The organism is Paraoerskovia marina, from assembly GCF_900105445.1.
Lineage (GTDB): Bacteria > Actinomycetota > Actinomycetes > Actinomycetales > Cellulomonadaceae > Paraoerskovia > Paraoerskovia marina.
Genome location: NZ_LT629776.1, coordinates 797354 through 815563 on the forward strand (window position 1 = coordinate 797354; position 18210 = coordinate 815563).

An 18210-nucleotide genomic window follows, 5' to 3' on the forward strand; every position below is an offset into this window, starting at 1 on the left:
GAATCACCTAACCGTGACCATCGCGTTATAACGTCAACTCAAGGAGTGCTCGCTCTGCCCGATGTATCCTGACTCGGTGCGGACGACGCGGGAGACGCCCGGATCGCAGACTTCACTGCGTGAGGCCAACAGGGCCAGGATCGTCGCTGCCGTGCAACAGCACGGGTCGCTGACCCAGGTCGAGCTCTCGGGGATCACGGGGCTTTCGCCCGCGACGATCTCGAACATCGTCAAGGAGCTCACCGGCACCGGGGTGCTGAGCACGGCGCCGTCGACGCGCTCCGGGCGACGCGCCCAGCTCGTCACCCTGGCACGCAGCCTCGGCCTCGTGGCCGGCGTCGACTTCGGCTCTCGCACCATGCGGGTCGTCCTCGCCGACGCGTCGATGCGCCTGCTCGCGTCCGAGCAGATGCCGCTCGCGCCCGACCACCGTGCCGACATGGGCATGCAGCGCGCCTCGATGCTGATCCAGGAGATGACCGATTCCGTCGAGGCGGGCGTGGGCGAGCTCCTCGCGGTCGGGATCGGCGTCCCCGCGCCCGTCGACACGGCCCGGGGCGTCGTCTCGAGCGCCGGTCTGCTGCGCGGCTGGGACGGTGCCGACGTCGCCGCGAACCTCTCCGCGCAGCTGGGCGTGCCGGTCAGCGTCGACAACGACGCCAACCTCGGAGCGCTCGCGGAGGCACGGTACGGCGCCGCCGTCGGGTACGACCCGGTCGTCTACGTCCGTGCGTCGCACGGGATCGGCGGCGGGATCGTCCTCGGGGGGCGCCTGCTCCACGGCCGGGCCGGGTCCGCGGGCGAGATCGGCCACGTCACCATCGACGAGAACGGGCCGATCTGCCGGTGCGGGAACCGCGGGTGCCTCGAGACGTTCGTCGGGTCGCCGGTCCTGCTCGGCATGCTCGCCGCCAGCCACGGCCACCTGACGCTCGGCGACGTCGTCACCCGCGCCCAGGACGGGGACGCCGGCTGCCGTCGGGTCCTGTCCGACGCCGGGGCCCACCTGGGCGCGGCCGTCGCCAACCTCTGCAACCTCGTCGACCCCGAGGTGGTCGTCGTCGGTGGCCAGCTCGCCGCGGCGGGCGACATCATCCTCGCTCCGCTCCGCTCCGCCGTCGAGCAGCGGACGGTCCCCAGCGCGGAGGGCCCGCCCGTCGTCGTCCCCTCCGAGTTCGGCGAGTGGGCCGAGGCGCGTGGTGCGCTCGCCGTGGCGCTCGACCGGGCGCGGTCCGACGGCGCGCTGGGGGTGAGCGCGTGAGGCGGGCGCTCGCCGGGGTCGCCCTGGCCGCTGTCGCTGCGCTCGGCCTCGGCGCCTGCACCGGGCAGACGGACGCCGAGCAAGAGCGTGCCGGGACGATCGCGCTGCTCCTGCCCGAGGCACAGGCTGCGCGGTACGAGACCAGCGACCGGCCGACGTTCGAGGAGGTCGCGCGTCAACGCTGTCCCGACTGCCAGCTGCTGTACGCGAACGCGGAGCAGGACGCGGCGGCGCAGCAGGAGCAGGCCGAGGCGATGATCGCGCGCGGCACCGACGTGCTCGTCATCGACGCGGTGGACACGACCGCGGCCACGAGCATCGTCGCCGCGGCCGAGCGCAACGACGTCGCGGTCATCGCCTACGACCGCTTCATCGACGACCCCCGCGTCGACTACTACGTCTCGTTCGACTCCCGGATGATCGGCTACGAGCAGGGCAAGGCGATCGTGAGGGCGCTCGCCGACGCCGAGCCGGGGGAGGAGCCGCCCGGCGCACTCCTCGTCCACGGCTCGCCCACCGACCCGAACTCGGCGGCGCTGAAGGCCGGCGTCCATCAGGCGCTCGACGGCGCGGAGGTGACGATCCTGGCCGAGTACGACACCCCGGACTGGAGCCCCACCCGGGCGCAGGAGTGGGTCACTGCCCAGCTCACGCAGTACGCCGGTCGGGTGGACGCCGTCTACGCGGCCAACGACGGAATCGCCGGTGGGTCGATCGCCGCGATGAAGGCCGCGGGCTACGAGCCGATCCCGCCGGTCACCGGTCAGGACGCCGAGCTCTCCGCGGTCCAGCGGATCGTCGACGGCGACCAGCTCATGACCGTGGCGAAGGCCACCGACCAGCAGGCCCGGACCGCCGCCGAGGTCGCCGTCCGGGTGCTGCGCGGCGAGGACCCGGTCGCCTCCACCACGATCGGCGGCGTCCCGAGCTTCCTGCTCGCCCCCACCAGCATCTGGGCGGACGACGTCGAGCGCGTGGTGGTCCAGGGCCGGATCCACGCGGTCGACGAGATCTGCACCGACCCGTATGCCGACGCGTGCGCGCGGCTCGGCCTGACCGACCAAGGAGCATCGTGACCGCAGCGATCACGCTCGACGGAGTCTCCAAGAGCTTCGGCGCAGCCCAGGCCCTCGTCGACGTCGACCTCGAGATCAACACGCACGAGGTCCTCGCGGTCGTCGGGGACAACGGGGCCGGCAAGTCCACACTTGCCGGTCTGCTGTCCGGCGTGCACACCCCCGACCGCGGGCAGGTGCGGATCGACGGCGAGCCCGTGCACCTCACGTCCCCGGCTGCCGCACGGCGCGAAGGGATCGCCGCAGTGTTCCAGGAACTCGCGCTCTGCGACAACCTCGACGTGGTCGAGAACCTCTTCCTCGGGCACGAGGCCGCGGCCGGGATCTTCCTCGACGAGGTGTCGATGGAACGTCAGGCGTGGGAGCTCCTCGACCAGCTCGCCGCGCGCGTCCCCAGCGTCCGCGTCCCGGTCGCGGCGCTCTCCGGCGGCCAGCGCCGCACGATCGCGATCGCGCGGGCGCTCCTCGGCGACCCGCGGGTGATCGTGCTCGACGAACCGACCACCGCCCTGGGCATCCGCCAGACGGCCCAGGTGCTCACCCTGGTGGAACGCCTGCGCGAGCGAGGGCACGCCGTCGTGCTGATCAGCCACTCGATCACCGACGTGCAGGCCGTCGCGGACCGGATCGCCGTGCTGCGGCTGGGCCACCTGATCGGGGAGTTCGACGCCGAGACGACCACCACCGAAGACCTGCTCGGGGCGATCACCGGTGCGGTCGCCCCGCGTGCGGGCGGGAGGGCATCATGACGACGGCACGCACAGCCCCGCGCACGGACGGCGGGCGGATCTCGTCGGCGTGGCAGACGTGGACCGACGGCGACCACCGGCTCGCGCCGATCGCCGGGGCGCTGGTCGTGATCTGGGTGGCGTTCGGCATCGCCAACCCCACGTTCTGGACGCCCGAGAACCTGGTCAACCTCTCGTTGCAGTCCGTCTCGACCGGTGTCATCGCGCTCGGGATCGTCATCGTGCTGCTGGCCGGCCAGATCGACCTCTCGGTGGGGTCCGTGAGCGGTCTCGCGGCCGCGATCGTGGCGGTCGGGGCGGTCGCGGGCGACTGGCCCGTCGCGCTCGGGGTCGTCGTCGCGCTCGTCGCGGGCGCGCTGATCGGGCTCCTCTATGGTGTGCTTGTCGCCCGGTTCGGCCTCCCGGGGTTCGTGATCACGCTCGCCGGTCTGCTCGTCGTCGCAGGTGTCCAGTGGCGGGTGCTCGGCGCCGACGGCTCGGTCAACCTGCCGTTCGACTCGTGGCTCGTGAAGTTCAACCAGGCGTGGTTCGTGCCCGACGGGGTGGCCTGGGTCGGGGCGGCGGTCGTCGTCGCCGGGGTCGCCACGATCGGGATCGTCGAACGACGACGGCGCGTGCTCGCCGAGCTCCCGGCACCCACCGTGCTCGGCGTCCTGATCAGGCCGGCGGTCCTTGCCGTCCTCCTGGCCGTGGTCGTCGGCTATCTGGGCCAGGCGCGAGGCATCGGGTACAGCGTCGTGCTCTTCGTCGTCCTCGTCGCCGTCATCGACGTCCTGCTGCGCCGGACCCGGTGGGGGCGGCACGTGCGCGCGGTCGGGGGCGACCACCGTGCGTCTCTGCTCGCCGGCGTGCCGGTCCGGCGCACTCTCGTCTCCGCGTTCGTCGCCTGCTCGACGTTGGCCGCCCTCGGGGGAGTGCTGGCGGCCGGACGCCTCGCCGCGGCGAACCAGGGCACCGGGGGAGGAGGTCTCTTCCTGACCGCGATCGCGGCCGCCGTCATCGGGGGGACCAGTCTCTTCGGCGGGCGTGGCAGCGCCTGGTCGGCCCTGCTCGGGGTGCTCGTCATCCAGTCGATCGCGAACGGTCTCACCCTGCTCGACCTCGACGCCGCGACCCGGAACATCGTGACCGGGCTCGTCCTCGCCTTCGCCGTCTCGATCGACACGCTCTTGCGACAGCGACAGCGTCAGCTGCGGTCGGTCACCCGTGTGTGACCCGGGTCGCAGTCCGGGGTAGCGTTCTGGATGTGGCAGACCACGCAGGGGTGAGTCCCTCGGCAGACGCACAGCTCGAGCCCGTCAGCGATCCGGGCCGTGCGGCGGTGCGGCGCGCGGCCAGGCTGCGAGCGCTCCTGGACGGGTGTGCCGCCGTCGACGTCGAGCGCATCGGGGTGAGGACGGACGTCGCAGCGCGACTCGCGCACGTCCACTCCCTCGGGCACCTCGTCGGTGCCGAGAACAGCGCGGAGCGCGCCGACGCCGCCCTGGCCAGCCTCCGGACGATGCTCGCCGACCCGGACCACGGCGGCTGGTTCGCCGGTCGGGGCCCAGGCGACGGCGTCGACGGGGCCAAGGACGCCGGGACCCACACTGCCGTCGTCCTCGCGGCCGCCACGGCGGCGCTCGCGGACAGGCCGGGGGCGCGCGTGATGCTCGACGAGGCGCTGGTGGTGCTCGGCCAGCGGTTCTGGGACCCCGAGGCGTCGATGCTGCGCACGGAGTGGGACCGTGCCTGGAACGCACCCGGGCCGTACCGCGGACTCGCCGCCAACATGTACGGGGTGGAGGCGATGCTGGCCGCCTACGAGGCCACCGCCGACCTGCAGTGGCTCGAGAGCTCCGGTGCCGTCGTCGACCGCGTCGTCGGGTGGGCCTCGGCCAACCGCTGGCGGCTGCCCGAGCACTTCACCCCCGACTGGATCCCCGACCGCGACTACAACGTCCACGACCCGCGGGACGCCGAGCGGCCCTACGGCTCGGTCCCCGGGCACGGGTTCGTCTGGGCGCGTCTGCTGCTCTCGCTCGAGGCGGCGCACGGGTCGACCGGGCGACGGACCGACGCCGCGATCTCCCTGTTCGAGCGGGCGCTCGCCGACGCGTGGACGGGCGACGGGTTCGTCGCGACCGTCGACTGGCAGGGCAACGCGCTCGACACCCGCACGCCGGTCGCGGCGCGCTGTGCCGCGATCACCACGGCCTACCAGCTGGCCCGGGTGACCGGGGACGAGCGGTATGCCCGCCGCGCGGAGGACTGGTGGCCCGCCGACCCGGACCCGTGGTGCAGTGGGCCGCAGGACGTTCACGTCGCCGTCCAGGCGCTGCTCGCGCCAGACCTCCCGGTGGGTGCGTCGTTCGGCGGGGCCGTGCGCCAGGGCTTGCGGGCGACGGGACCGACGGCGACGCGCTAGAGCCCGACCACGCGCACCTCGGCGGCCTTCACGACGAACAGCAGCCGCTCGCCGGCCCGCACGTCGAGATCGGCCAGTGCGGCCGGGGTGAGGTCAGCGGCCAGGTGCGTCCCGTCGTCGGACGTGGCGTGGACGCGGACGAGCGCACCGTGCGGCCGGACGCCGGTGACCCTCACGGGAATCGTGTTGCGCGGGCTGCCGCCGGGAGGCGTGCGGTGCACCGCCACCGCCGCGGGGTCGAAGACCGCGACGCCGCCCGCTCCCACCTCTGGTGGCCCGCCGTCGCCGGGGACCCCGCTGATCCGGCCGGTCGGGGTGTCGAGCCCGTCGGCGACGGCGGTTCCGCGCAGAAGGTTGATGCCCGCCAGGCGCGCCGTGAACGTGGTCCGGGGTGCGCCGAGGACGTCGGCGACGGGCCGGTCGTCGACGACGCGGCCGTCCTCCATCACGACGACGCGGTCGGCCAGCAGCAGGAGGTCCAGCGGGTCGTGGGTGACGAGCAGGGTCGAGCAGGCAGTGGCGGCCAGGCGGTCCCGGAGGGCTGTCCGGACCTCGTGCGCGACGGCGGTGTCGAGCGAGGCGAACGGTTCGTCGAGAAGCAGGAGCCGCGGGTCGGCGGCGAGTGCGCGGGCGATCGCGACCCGCTGGGCCTGGCCGCCGGACAGAGCCGTGCTGGGGACCTCCGCGAGGTGATCGGCGTCCAGCAGCCTGAGCTCAGCGTGCGCCCGGCCGTGGGCCACGTCCGGGCGAAGGCCTGCCGCGCGGGGGCCGAACGCGACGTCGTCGAGCGTCCGGCGGGCCACCGCGGTCGGCTGCTGCGGTACCCACCCGACGCGCCGCCGGTGGACCGGGGCGGCCTCGACCGGCCCGTCGTCGACGGCGAGGGTCCCCGGGACGAGGCCCGCGGCAGCCGCGAGCAGAGTCGACTTCCCGGCGCCGTTCGGGCCGACCACGGCGACGACCTCGCCGGCGGCCACCGAGATTGTGGCGTCCACGTCCCGATCCGGGACCCGGGCGGTGACGGTCGCCGCGGCGGGCGCGGGGCGTGCGACGTCGACCGCAGGTCCCGACGGTCCTGGGTCGGCCGGCGCGGTGGTGGTCGGTGCGGCGGTGGTCGGTGCGGCGGTGGTCGGAGGTGGGCCCGACGACGCCGCCGGGTCGGGGGCCCGAGCCGCGCGGGGTCGCTGCGGCGGGCGGTAGACCGCGGTCGTGACGACGAGCGCGACGACGACGAGCAGGAGGGACATCGCGATCGCGCCCTCGGGGTCCGAGGACCGCGTCACGTAGACGTGCAGGGGGAGGGTCTGCGTCACGCCCGGGAGGGAGCCGGCGAACGTGATCGTGGCCCCGAACTCGCCCAGTGCGCGCGCCCAGGCGAGGACCAGCCCGGAGACGAGCCCCGGGGCGACCGCGGGCATCGTCACCCGCGTGAGCACCCGGCTCGGTGCGGCCCCGAGGGTGGCCGCGACGTCCTCGGCGCCCTCGCGACGGCCCCGGAGAGCGCCCTCGAGGGACAGCACCAGGAACGGCAGGGCGACGAACGTCTGCGCGAGCACCACGGCCGCCGTCGTGAAGCCGATCTCGAGGCCGAGCACCGCCAGCGGCTCACCGACGAGCCCGCGTCGGCCGAACGCCTCCAGCAGGGCGACGCCCCCGACGACCGGGGGGAGTGCGAGCGGCAGAAGCACGAGGGCCCTGACCACGCGTTGCCCCGGGAACGACGCGCGTGCCAGGACGAGTGCGTGCGGCACCCCGAGGGCCGCGCAGATCACCGTCGCGAGCACCGACGTCCGCAGGGAGAGCCACAGCGCCTCCACCGCGGACCGGGACGTCAGGAGGGCGGGCAGGTCCGGCCACGGCGTCGCGAGGACAAGTGCGACCACGGGCACGACGACGAGTGCGAGCCCGACGGCGGCGGGCACCAGCACCCACCGTGGCAGGACGGCGCCGCCCCGACCTCGCCAGGTCGTGCCGGCGCCCGCGTCCGCGTCCGCGGTCATGGTGGGCCGAACCCGGCGTCGCGGAGCGCCTGGCGGCCGTGAGAGCTGGTCACCGCGGCGACGAACTCCCCGGCGAGCCCGTGGTCCTGCGCATCCGCGGTCTCGGCGATCGGGTAGCGGTTGACGACGCCCTCGGCCTCGGGCGTGTCGATCACGAGCACGTCGTCGCCCGCAGCCTGAGCGTCGGTCGCGTACACGACACCCGCGTCCGCCTGGCCGGCCGCGACTTTCGCGAGCACGTCCGTCACCGAGCGTTCCTCGGAGACCCGGTGGATCGTGACGCCCGCCCGTTCCTCGAGCTCGCGGGTCGCGGCCCCGCACGGGACCTCGGGCGCGCAGACCACGGCGTCGACGTCGGGATCGGCGAGGTCGGCGAGCGCCCCCACGTCGGCGGGGTTGTCGGACGGCACGACGACCGTCGGGGCGTTGGACGCGAACAGCACCGGGTCGTACGCGACGTCGGCGTCGACGGCGCGCTGCATCGTCGCCTGGTCGGCGGTGGCCAGGACGTCCGCGGGTGCTCCGGCGACGAGCTGGTCGACGAGCGTGTCGGAGCCCGCGTACGAGACCCGGACGTCGACGTCGGGGTGGTCGGCCTCGAACCGTGCGGTGATCTCGTCGAAGGGGGCGGCGAGGGAGGCGGCGGCCAGCACCGTGATCTCTGACGTCCGGGCGACGTCGTCCGGTTGTGTACCCGGGGTCGAGCACGCGCTCAGCACGCCGAGCGCGAGGACCGTGGCGCTCGCCGCGGCCGCTCGTCGGGCCGTGCCGCTCATGCCGCTCATGCCGGGCCTCCGGGCGTCTCGACGACGACGGTCGTCGCCTTGACGACGGCGACGGCGAGGCTTCCCGGCTCCAGGCCGAGCTCGCGCACCGCCTCCGTCGACATCAGGGAGACCACGCGCTGGCCTCGGCACGTCATCTCCACCTGGGACATCACGGTGTCGGACTGCACCCGCGTGACGAGTCCGACGAACCGGTTCCGGGCAGAGCGCGCCACCCCCGACGGGTCGGGCGCCTGGGCCGTCAGCGTCGCCGAGTGCTCGGCGAGGGCCGCTCCGTCGACGACCATGCGACCGACGTCGTCCCGGCGCGAGGGGAGCATCCCCTGGTCGACCCACCGGCGGACGGTGTCGTCGCTGACGCCGAGCAGGTCGGCGGCCTCGCTGATTCGATAGTGCGGCATGAAGGTCACGATAGTGCCGCACCTGCGGATGAGCGTGGTGTTGTGGGACCACGTGGCTCGACGGCACGGCGTGAGCCCGCCCGCTACCGTGGGCGGATGACCACCCCGCGCACCGCCGTCGTCGTCACCGTCTCCGACCGCTGCGCCCGCGGCGAGGCCGAGGACCGCTCCGGGCCCACGCTGGTCGACGGTCTCGAGGCGCTGGGCTTCACGACCACCCTGGTCGTGGTGCCCGACGGCGTCCCCACCGTGCGCTCGGCCGTCGCCGAGGCGATCGGTGCGGGGACCGACGTCGTCCTCACCACCGGGGGCACCGGCGTCGGACCGCGGGACGTCACGCCCGAGGCACTGGCGCCGCTCCTCGCCCAGGAGCTGCCCGGGGTCGCCGACGCCGTCCGTCGGGCGGGGGCCTCCGTCGTCCCCACCGCGGTGCTCTCACGGGGCGTCGCCGGGATCGCGCGGCGCGGCCCCGTGGCTCCGGACGGGACGTGGACGCAGGGTGGCGGGACCGTCGTCGTCGCGCTGCCCGGGTCCGTGGGCGGGGTGCGGGACGGGCTGGCCGTCGTCGGGCCGCTGCTCGGGCACCTCGTCGACCAGCTCGCGGGGGGAGACCACGCGGGTTGAGCCTGCGGGGGTTGAGCGTGTCGAAAACTGGTCTCGACGGGGCTCGACCTGCGGGGGTTGAGCGTGTCGAAACCGGGTCTCGACGGGGCTCGACCTGCTGCGGGGGTTGAGCTTGTCGAAACCTGGTCTCGACGGGGCTCGACCGACGGGGCTCGACCGACGGGGGTTGAGCTTGTCGAAACCTGGTCTCGACGGGGCTCGACCGACGGGGCTCGACCTGCGGGTCAGACGCGGTCCGGGAACAGCTGGTGCGGCCGGTCCTTGCCGCTCCACCCCAGGAGGTTGAACCGCCCCCCGCGGGTCTTCTCCGCCGCGGTCGGCCCGTTCTCCGCACCCGGGCCCGTGCCGCCGGGCCCACCGAGGTCGTCGAGCGAGCACCCGCCCGGCGGCGCGGACCCCGGCTCGGGGGCCGGCGGGATGATGTTGCGGTCCGCGTAGTCGGCGTTCGTGAGGAGCTGGTGCAGCTCGCCGAGGTCGGCGGGGGACAGGTCGACGGCGCGGGCGACCTTCGGGTCGGGGCGCCGGGCCCGCGGTGCCCGTCCGGTCGACCCCTTGGCCCCGGAGCCGGCGGTCAGGGAGCGTACGGCCGCGAGCCGCCGCAGGACCCCCGTCACGACGTCGCGGTCCCCGGCGCTGAACGTCTCGGCCAGGTAGTCGACGGGAAGGTCGAGCTGCTCGAAGGCGGCGACGAGGGTGTCGAAGTCCTCGCCGTCGGCCCCGGTGGACGCGACGACGTCGACGACGGGCGACAGCGGCGGGACGTACCAGATCATCGGCAGTGTCCGGTACTCCGGGTGCAGGGGCAGAGCCACCTGGAAGCGCGAGACCAGCTGGTATATCGGCGAGTACTGCGCCGCCATGATCCAGTCCTCGTCGAACCCCGCCGCTTCCGCAGCGGCGACGACCTCGGGGTCGTGCGGGTCCAGGATGATGTCGCGCTGGGCCTGCAAGAGGTCCTGCGGGTCCTCGACCGACGCCGCCTCCTCGACCCGGTCGCCGTCGTACAGCACGATCCCGGTGTACCGGAGCCTGCCCACGCAGGTCTCCGAGCACAGCGTCGGCTCTCCGACCTCGATCCGCTCGACGCAGAGCGTGCACTTCGCGGCCTTGCCCGTCACCGGGTTGATGTACATCTTCCCGTAGGGGCACGCCGGGACGCAGGAGCGCCAGCCGCGGCACCGGTCCTGGTCGACCAGGACGATCCCGTCCTCGACGCGCTTGCTCAGCGCCCCCGAGGGGCACGCCGCCACACAGGCCGGGTTGATGCAGTGCTCGCAGATGCGTGGAAGGTAGAACGAGAACGTCTGGGCGATCTCCGCGGTGGCGTGCTCCCCGAGGTGGCGGAGCACCGGGTCGGCCGCCCGGTCGGCGGCGGGCGCCGGACGCCACTCGGGCTCAGGGCCACGGGCGCCACCCATCCGCTCCGGCGCGGGTCCGCCCACGCGGGGACGCAGGGCGTCCTCCGCGGGGGCGACGTACTCGTCGATCGTCGGCATCCCCGGCACCGCGAAGAGCCGGAACAGGTGACGGAGGCGGCCTCCGTCGCGCAGCCGCAGCTCGCCGGTGGAGGTGCGCACCCAGCCCGCGACCGAGTCGGGGCCGCCCGGCGCTCGCGGGCCCGACGGGTACGGGCGTCCGGGCCGCGTCTCGACGTCGTTGAACCAGGCGTACTCCAGGCCCTCGGCCGCGGACTGCACCTGCTTGCACGCCACCGAGCACGTGTGGCACCCGATGCACCGGTCGAGGTGCATCACCATCCCCATGTGGGCAAGAACCCTCATGCGAGAACCCTCGTCATGCGTGCGTCGCTCCTTCGGTGGCGATCATGGTCCGACCATAGCGAGCGCGGGCCACCGGGAGGGCGTCCGCCCGGGGTGACCCGCGCCGTCGTGCGTCACGGCCTGCGGGGTGCGCTAGTTCTTGGGCCGCCCGGAGGGGTCCCAGCCAGGACGCGACTCGCGCGACTGCACGGCGGCGTCGCGCGAGCGGTAGACCACGTACGGGCGGAAGACGTACGGCACGGGGGCCGAGAACGCGTGCACGAGCCGCGTGAAGGGCCACAGGATGAAGAGGAGCTCGGCGGCGATGATGTGCAGCTTGAACGCCAGGGGGACACCGGCCATCAGCGCGGGTTCGGGCTGCAGGACGAAGATGCTGCGGAACCACGGCGAGATCGTCTCGCGGTAGTCGTACCCGTGGTCGCCGGCCAGGATCTGCGTCTCCACGGTGGCCCACGAGCCGATGAGGATCGATGCGGCGAGGAAGACGTACATCGTCTTGTCCATGCGGGTGGTCGCGCTGAAGACCGGACCCGTGGTGCGTCGTCGGACGATGAGGATGATGAGGCCGGCGACCACCAGGAGTGCGCCGAACGAACCCATCCACGTCGCGACGAAGTGGTAGGCGGCCTCGGGGATGCCCACGGCCTCCGTCCATGACTTCGGGATCAGCAGGCCCACCAGGTGGCCGAGGATCACGAGGATCAGGCCGAAGTGGAACATCGGTGACCCCCAGCGCAGCAGCCGGTTCTCGTAGAGCTGGCTCGAGCGCGTGGTCCACCCGAACTTGTCGTAGCGGTAGCGCCAGAACAGGCCGATCACGAAGGCCGCGATCGTCACGTAGGGCAGAACGCCCCAGAGCAGGGCGTCCAGGGTGCTGGTCATCGGCGAGCCTCCTCGGCAGAGGCGCCGCCCAGGGCGAACGGCGCGAGGGTCCCGGAGGGACCGGATTCGTGCGGACCCATGGCAGAGAGTCCGACCATCTCCGTCGGCGGGCCGGACGTGACCAGCTCGACGAATCGCTTCTCGGTGGCCCGGTCCAGGGCGGGCAGGGTCAGGCAGACGGCCTCGACGACGCCCGTCCACGGGCTCGTCATGGACGCCAGCGCCGACCGCAGCACCTCGACACCCTCGCGGTGCGACCCGAGCAGACCCGCGGCGATCTGCGCCGCCTCGGGGGAGTCCTCGCCCGCCTTCGCGGAGAGCTCGAGGACGGCGGGCAGGTAGTCGGGGAGCTCGTCGTCGGCGATCTCCCATCCCGCCGCCTTGTAGGCCTCGACGAACCGGACGAGCGCCGTCCCGCGCTTGCGGGTGTCGCCCGTGGCGAAGTACGTCAGGTACATCGAGCACTTGCGCTTGAGGTCGAAGGTCCTGACGTACTCGGCCTCGAGGTCGGCGGGGTCCCGGGTCTCCGTGTAGTCGCAGAACGCCGTGAACCGCGCGGCCACCGGGTCGGGCAGGCCGACGACGGCGCGGCGCACCTCGGCGACGATCTGCGGCGTGCGCAGGCTCGGGTAGCCGAGCAGCAGCGACGCCGCCATGTGGGTGGTGCGACGCTGGGAGGCGGAGGCAGGGACCGGGCTCAGCGGGGCCAGCTGCGGCGTGCGCCGCGTCGGCTTCGGCAGGAACGTAGTCTTCACCGCTCCTCCTTCTGCTGCTCCGGCGAGCCGGGCGGGAAGAGCCCGTCGGTGCTGCCGTTGCCGTCCCAGTTGAGGAGGTTCACGCGCCCGGGGGTCGACGGGCCGGCCGGGTCGTCCGCGTTCTGCCGGTTCTTCAGCGCGCGGAAGTTCTCCACGGCCACCGGTGTCGGTGTCCCGCTCGAGCTGCCGAAGGGTCCTGCGCCGCCCATTCCGGGTCCACCCTCGTAGTCGAGCGAGCAGCTGAGCTCCTCGAGCTCGCGCGCGATCTCCTGGTGAGCGGTGGGGATGACGTAGCGGTCCTCGTACTTGGCGATCGCGAGGAGGCGGTACATCTCCTCGACCTCCCGGCCGGTCATGCCCACGGCGGCGGCAGTCTGCTCGTCCGGCTCGTTGCCGAGGTTGATCTCGCGCATGTACGAGCGCATGGCCGCCAGACGGCGCAGCGTCCGCTCCACGGGGACGGTGTCGCCCGCGGTGAACAGGCCCGCGAGGTACTCCAGCGGGATCCGGAGCTTGGAGATCGCCGCGAAGAGGGTCTTGGGGTCCTCCGCGTCGTTGCCCGACGTGCCGACGATGTCGACGACGGGGGACAGCGGCGGGATGTACCAGACCATCGGCATCGTGCGGTACTCGGGGTGCAGGGGCAGCGCGACCTTGTACTTCTGGATCAGCGACCAGATCGGGGACGCCTGGGCGGCGTCGATCCAGTCCTCCGGGATGCCCTCGGCCCGCGCGGCCTCGACGACGGCAGGGTCGCTCGGGTCGAGAAAGACGCTGCGCTGGGCCTCGAGGAGGTCGTGCTCGTTCTCGACCGACGCCGCCTCGGTGACCTTGTCGGCGTCGTACAGAACCAGGCCGAGGTACCGCAGTCGACCGACGCACGTCTCCGAGCAGACGGTGGGCAGGCCCACCTCGATGCGCGGGTAGCACATCGTGCACTTCTCGGCCTTGCCGGTCTTGTGGTTGAAGTAGACCTTCTTGTACGGGCACCCCGAGACGCACATCCGCCAGCCGCGGCACTGGTCCTGGTCCACGAGGACGATGCCGTCCTCCACGCGCTTGTACATCGCCCCCGAGGGACACGACGCCACGCACGCGGGGTTCAGGCAGTGCTCGCAGATGCGCGGCAGGTAGAACATGAACGTCTGCTCGAGCTCTTCGGTGACGTGCTCGCTCATGTGCTTGAGGACCGGGTCGTCCTGCATGGTCTCCGTCGACCCGCCGAGGTCGTCGTCCCAGTTCGCCGACCACTCGATCGCCATGTCCTCACCGGTGATGAGCGACTTCGGCTTCGCGACGGGCGTGTAGTCCGTCTGCGGGGACGAGAGCAGCATGTCGTACTCGTACGTCCACGGCTCGTAGTAGTCCTTCATGGACGGGAGCTTGGGGTTGGAGAAGATCGTCGCGAGCTTCTTGAACTTTCCACCCGAGCGCAGCTTGAGCTTGCCGCGCTTGGTGCGGACCCACCCACCGCCCCACTTCTCCTGGTCCTGATAGGTGCGGGGGTAGCCGAGCCCGGGGCGCGTCTCGACGTTGTTGAACCAGACGTACTCCGTGCCCGTCCGGTTGGTCCACGCCTGCTTGCACGTGACCGAGCACGTGTGACACCCGATGCACTTGTCGAGGTTCATCACCATCGACATCTGCGCCATGACCTTCACTGGTAACGCACCTCCTGGCTGCGACGGCGGATGGTCGTGACCTCGTCGCGCTGGTTCCCCGTGGGGCCCATGTAGTTGAACGCGAACGACAGCTGCGCGTACCCGCCCGCGAGGTGGCTGGGCTTGAGCAGGATCCTGGTCAGCGAGTTGTGGATACCGCCGCGCAGACCCGAGGTCTCGGCGAGCGGAACGTCGATCGTTCGGTCCGTGGCGTGGTGCATGTAGACCGTGCCCTCGGGCATCCGATGGCTGACGACGGCGCGGGCGACCACGACGCCGTTGCGGTTGTACGCCTCGATCCACTCGTTGTCCCGGACCCCCACCTTCGCGGCGTCCTGCGGCGACATCCAGATGTTGGGGCCGCCACGGGACAGCGAGAGCATGAAGAGGTTGTCCTGGTACTCCGAGTGGATCGACCACTTCGAGTGCGGCGTCAGGTAGCGCACCGAGACCTCGGCGTGCCCGTCGGCCCCGGGGCGACCCGTCGGCGACGTGTCTCCTGGCTCCCGGTCGCCCGTGAACATGCGGTGCATGTCCAGCGGCGGGCGGAACACCGGCATCTGCTCGCCGAGCTCGGTCATCCAGTCGTGGTCGAGGAAGAAGTGCTGGCGCCCCGTGAGGGTGTGCCACGGCTTCAGGCGCTCGACGTTGACCGCGAACGCCGTGTACCGGCGCCCGCCGTGCTCGGAGCCGGACCACTCGGGAGACGTGATCACCGTCGTCGGGCGCGACTGCACGTCCGGGAAGGTCACCCGTTTGCCGGCCTCGTCGCGCGAGAGATCCGCGAGCGCGGTCCCCGTGCGCTTCTCGAGCGTCTCGAACCCCTGCGTCGCGAGCCGGCCGTTCGTGGTGCCGGAGAGCGCCAGGATCATCTCGCAGGCGTGGATGTCCTTGTCGAGACGGGGCCGCCCGGCGGTCGGTCCGTCCTTGACGAGACCGTTCACCTCGCCGAGCCTCTTGACCTCGACATCGGGCCGGAACGTGACGCCCTTCGTCGTCATCCCCGCCTTCTCCGTGAGCGGGCCGAGCGCCTTCATCTGCGCGGCGAGCGCCGGGTAGTCGCGGGTCACCGTGATCAGCTTGGGCATCGTGACGCCCGGGATCAACGGGCGGTCCTTCACTCCCGCCCCCGAGTTCTCGATCGTGCCGTGCGGCACGGCCATCGCGTCGGGCGTGTCGTGCTGCAGCGGCGCTGCGACGACGTCCTCACGGACGCCGAGGTGCTCGACCGCCATCTCGGAGAACCGGTCGGCGATGGCCTGGAACGTCGCGAAGTCCGTCTTCGTCTGCCACGGCGGGTTGATCGCCGGGTTGAACGAGTGGACGAACGGGTGCATGTCCGTCGAGCTCAGGTCGTACTTCTCGTACCACGTGGCGGCAGGGAGGACGACGTCGGAGTAGAGCGTCGTGCTCGTCATCCGGAAGTCGAGCGTCGTCAGCAGGTCGAGCTTGCCCTGCGGGGCCTCCTCGCTCCACTCCATCGACGCCGGGCGTCGTCCGGGGCCGGACTCCTCGGCGAGGATCGCCGAGTCCGCACCCAGCAGGTGCTTGAGGAAGTACTCGTTGCCCTTGCCCGAGGACCCGAGGATGTTCGCGCGCCACACCGTGACGCAGCGGGGAAAGTTCTTGGGGTCGTCCGGTGCCTCGACGGCGAAGCGCAGGCCCCCGGACCTGAGCTCGTCGACGACGTGGTCCGCCGGCTCCTTGCCCGCCGCCCGGGCCTCGTCCACGAGGTCGAGGGGGTTGCGGTCGAAGGTCGGGTAGCTGGGCATCCAGCCGCGCTGGGCCGACTCGACGAGGATGTCGGCGGTGGTGCGGTCCTTGAACATCCCCGTCCCGGTCGTCGCCGACAGGGTGTCGGCCGGTAGCCCGTCGTAGCGCCACTGGTCGGTGGCGATGTACCAGAACGCCGTGCCGATCATGTGCCGGGGCGGACGGACCCAGTCCAGGCCGTTGGCGTACTGGGTGTAGCCCGTGATGGGGCGGACCTTCTCCTGCCCGACGTAGTGGGCCCAGCCGCCGCCGTTGACCCCCTGGCAGCCGGTCATCGTCGTCAGGGCGAGGAAGGCGCGGTAGATGGTGTCGGAGTGGAACCAGTGGTTGGTCCCGGCCCCCATGATGATCATCGAGCGCCCGCCGGAGTCCTCGGCGTTCTGCGCGAACTCGCGACCGATCCGCGCCGCCTGGCCGGCGTCGACGCCGGTGAACTGCTCCTGCCAGGCGGGGGTGCCCGGCGAGTCCGCGTCGTCGTAGCCGGTGGGCCACTCGCCGGGAAGGTCCAGCTCCTCGCGCTCGACGCCGTACTGGGCGAGGAGGAGGTCGTAGACGGTCGTGACGAGGTGGCCCTCGACCTCGCGGACGGGGACGCCGCGGGTGACGGTGCCGGCGCGGCCGGTGTGGGCGCCGGTGTCGTCGTCCACGGTCGGTGAGATGTCGAAGCGCGGCAGGTCGATCGCCACCGTGCGCGGTGCGCCGTCGACGTCGGCCACCGACAGTGCGGGGGTGACGTCGCCGAGGTCGAGGTTCCAGGAGCCTGCGTCGGCGTCGCCGTAGCGGTGACCGAGAGATCCGTTCGGGACGACGAGCGAGCCGTCGGCGTCCAGGAGCGCGGTCTTGAACTGCGCGTTGGGGGTCTCCGCCTGCGACGGCAGATCGGCCGCGGTGAGGAACTTGCCCGCCGTGTACGTGCTCGCCTCGCCCTCGGTACGGGGAAGGAGGCGGACCAGGTACGGCGAGTCCGTGAACCGCTTCATGTAGTCGACGAACCGCTCGGTGCGGCGTCCGACGAGGAACTCCCGCAGGATCACGTGCCCCATGCCGATCGCGAGCGCCCCGTCCGTCCCGGGATGGACGGCGAGCCACTCGTCCGCGAACTTGGTGTTGTCGGCGTAGTCGGGGGAGACGGTGACGACCTTCTGGCCGCGGTAGCGGGCCTCGGTCATGAAGTGCGCGTCCGGGGTCCGTGTCACGGGGATGTTGGAGCCCCACATGATGCAGTAGGTCGAGTTCCACCAGTCGGCCGACTCGGGGACGTCGGTCTGGTCGCCGAACACCTGCGGGGAGGCGATGGGGAGGTCGGCGTACCAGTCGTAGAACGAGAGCATCGTCCCACCGAGCATGGTGATGAACCGCGAGCCCACACCGTGCGAGACCATCGACATCGCGGGGATCGGCGAGAACCCGGCGATGCGGTCGGGGCCGTACTCCTTGACCGAGTGGACGTGGGCGGCGGCGACGATCTCCGCGGCCTCGTCCCACGACGCCCGGACGAGACCGCCCTTGCCGCGAGCCGACTTGTAGCGGCGCGAGACCTCCGGGTCGCCCGTCACCGCGGCCCACGCGAGCACGGGGTCGCCGCCGACCTGCTTCTTGGCAGCGCGATAGGCCTCGAGAAGGACAGCCCGCACGTAGGGGTACCGGACCCGGGTGGGGGAGTAGGTGTACCAGCTGAACGCCGCACCGCGGGGGCATCCGCGGGGCTCGTACTCGGGGGAGTCCGGGCCGACGGACGGGTAGTCCGTCTGCTGGGTCTCCCACGTGATGATCCCGTCCTTGACGTAGACCTTCCAGGAGCAGGACCCGGTGCAGTTCACGCCGTGGGTCGAGCGCACCACCTTGTCGTGCGACCAGCGGTCGCGGTAGAACGCGTCGCCCTCGCGGCCGCCCTGGAGGAAGAGCTGCCGCAGGTCGGACGAGACCTCGCCCTTCCGCAGATGGCTGCCGAGCCGGACGAGGGAGTCCTCGAACCCTCCCGTGCTCTCGGAATCGATCGTCGACTGCGCCATGCTGCCCTCCGAGTTGCGGTGTGACCTGCGTAACTCACTATGT

General features: G+C 72.3%; 14 protein-coding genes. 6 read left to right on the top strand and 8 right to left on the bottom strand.

The features are described 5' to 3' along the window. Positions 1 to 61: 61 nt before the first annotated feature. Genes BLU20_RS03560 through BLU20_RS03580 form a run of 5 tightly spaced genes read left to right on the top strand, consistent with a single transcriptional unit; the run spans position 62 to position 5493 of the window. The gene (locus BLU20_RS03560; RefSeq protein ID WP_172829000.1) at positions 62 to 1261 is read left to right on the top strand and encodes an ROK family transcriptional regulator; all 1200 of its coding nucleotides are present in this window, start codon (positions 62 to 64) and stop codon (positions 1259 to 1261) included. Continuing rightward, positions 1258 to 2337: a substrate-binding domain-containing protein gene (locus BLU20_RS03565; protein WP_083371615.1), complete on the top strand. Its 1080-nt coding sequence runs from the start codon at positions 1258 to 1260 to the stop codon at positions 2335 to 2337. Before BLU20_RS03560 ends, BLU20_RS03565 begins: the two co-directional genes overlap by 4 nt. Further along, positions 2334 to 3086: an ATP-binding cassette domain-containing protein gene (locus BLU20_RS03570; RefSeq protein WP_231959276.1), complete on the top strand. Its 753-nt coding sequence runs from the start codon at positions 2334 to 2336 to the stop codon at positions 3084 to 3086. The genes BLU20_RS03565 and BLU20_RS03570 overlap by 4 nt, the downstream gene beginning before the upstream one ends. Then, the gene (locus tag BLU20_RS03575) at positions 3083 to 4300 is read left to right on the top strand and encodes a sugar ABC transporter permease (protein ID WP_083371616.1); all 1218 of its coding nucleotides are present in this window, start codon (positions 3083 to 3085) and stop codon (positions 4298 to 4300) included. Before BLU20_RS03570 ends, BLU20_RS03575 begins: the two co-directional genes overlap by 4 nt. A gap of 32 nt (positions 4301 to 4332) precedes the next feature. After that, the gene (locus tag BLU20_RS03580; RefSeq protein WP_172829001.1) at positions 4333 to 5493 is read left to right on the top strand and encodes an AGE family epimerase/isomerase; all 1161 of its coding nucleotides are present in this window, start codon (positions 4333 to 4335) and stop codon (positions 5491 to 5493) included. On the opposite strand, the gene BLU20_RS14265 is transcribed toward BLU20_RS03580, so the two are convergent. The 3 genes from BLU20_RS14265 to BLU20_RS03595 are packed head-to-tail and all read right to left on the bottom strand — an operon-like array spanning position 5490 to position 8679. Continuing rightward, entirely contained in the window at positions 5490 to 7493 is a 2004-nt protein-coding gene (locus BLU20_RS14265) for an ABC transporter permease (RefSeq protein WP_083371618.1), read from the bottom strand. The two genes, BLU20_RS03580 and BLU20_RS14265, sit on opposite strands and share 4 nt — an antisense overlap. Then, positions 7490 to 8278: a molybdate ABC transporter substrate-binding protein gene (gene modA, locus BLU20_RS03590; RefSeq protein WP_231959277.1), complete on the bottom strand. Its 789-nt coding sequence runs from the start codon at positions 8276 to 8278 to the stop codon at positions 7490 to 7492. The genes BLU20_RS14265 and modA overlap by 4 nt, the downstream gene beginning before the upstream one ends. After that, entirely contained in the window at positions 8275 to 8679 is a 405-nt protein-coding gene (locus BLU20_RS03595; protein WP_029252717.1) for a TOBE domain-containing protein, read from the bottom strand. Before BLU20_RS03595 ends, modA begins: the two co-directional genes overlap by 4 nt. A 96-nt stretch (positions 8680 to 8775) precedes the next feature. On the opposite strand from BLU20_RS03595, the gene BLU20_RS03600 reads away from it, so the two are divergent. Continuing rightward, positions 8776 to 9303, top strand: coding sequence for a MogA/MoaB family molybdenum cofactor biosynthesis protein (locus tag BLU20_RS03600; protein ID WP_083371619.1), 528 nt, complete (start codon positions 8776 to 8778; stop codon positions 9301 to 9303). 224 nt (positions 9304 to 9527) lie between these two features. Here BLU20_RS03600 and BLU20_RS14270 read toward each other — a convergent pair whose 3' ends face one another. The 5 genes from BLU20_RS14270 to BLU20_RS03625 form a co-directional block, all read right to left on the bottom strand. After that, positions 9528 to 11084 (bottom strand): 4Fe-4S dicluster domain-containing protein, encoded by a 1557-nt coding sequence (locus BLU20_RS14270; protein WP_083371620.1) that lies wholly within the window; start codon positions 11082 to 11084, stop codon positions 9528 to 9530. A 132-nt stretch (positions 11085 to 11216) separates the two neighbouring features. Then, on the bottom strand, positions 11217 to 11966 hold the full coding sequence (gene narI / locus BLU20_RS03610; protein WP_029252720.1) for a respiratory nitrate reductase subunit gamma: 750 nt from the start codon (positions 11964 to 11966) through the stop codon (positions 11217 to 11219). Next, positions 11963 to 12721 (bottom strand): nitrate reductase molybdenum cofactor assembly chaperone, encoded by a 759-nt coding sequence (gene narJ / locus BLU20_RS03615; protein ID WP_231959278.1) that lies wholly within the window; start codon positions 12719 to 12721, stop codon positions 11963 to 11965. The genes narI and narJ overlap by 4 nt, the downstream gene beginning before the upstream one ends. Further along, complete coding sequence (narH, locus tag BLU20_RS03620; RefSeq protein WP_083371621.1) at positions 12718 to 14382, bottom strand: nitrate reductase subunit beta; 1665 nt, start codon at positions 14380 to 14382, stop codon at positions 12718 to 12720. Before narH ends, narJ begins: the two co-directional genes overlap by 4 nt. Then, on the bottom strand, positions 14379 to 18167 hold the full coding sequence (locus BLU20_RS03625; protein ID WP_083371622.1) for a nitrate reductase subunit alpha: 3789 nt from the start codon (positions 18165 to 18167) through the stop codon (positions 14379 to 14381). The genes narH and BLU20_RS03625 overlap by 4 nt, the downstream gene beginning before the upstream one ends. Positions 18168 to 18210 lie beyond the last annotated feature (43 nt).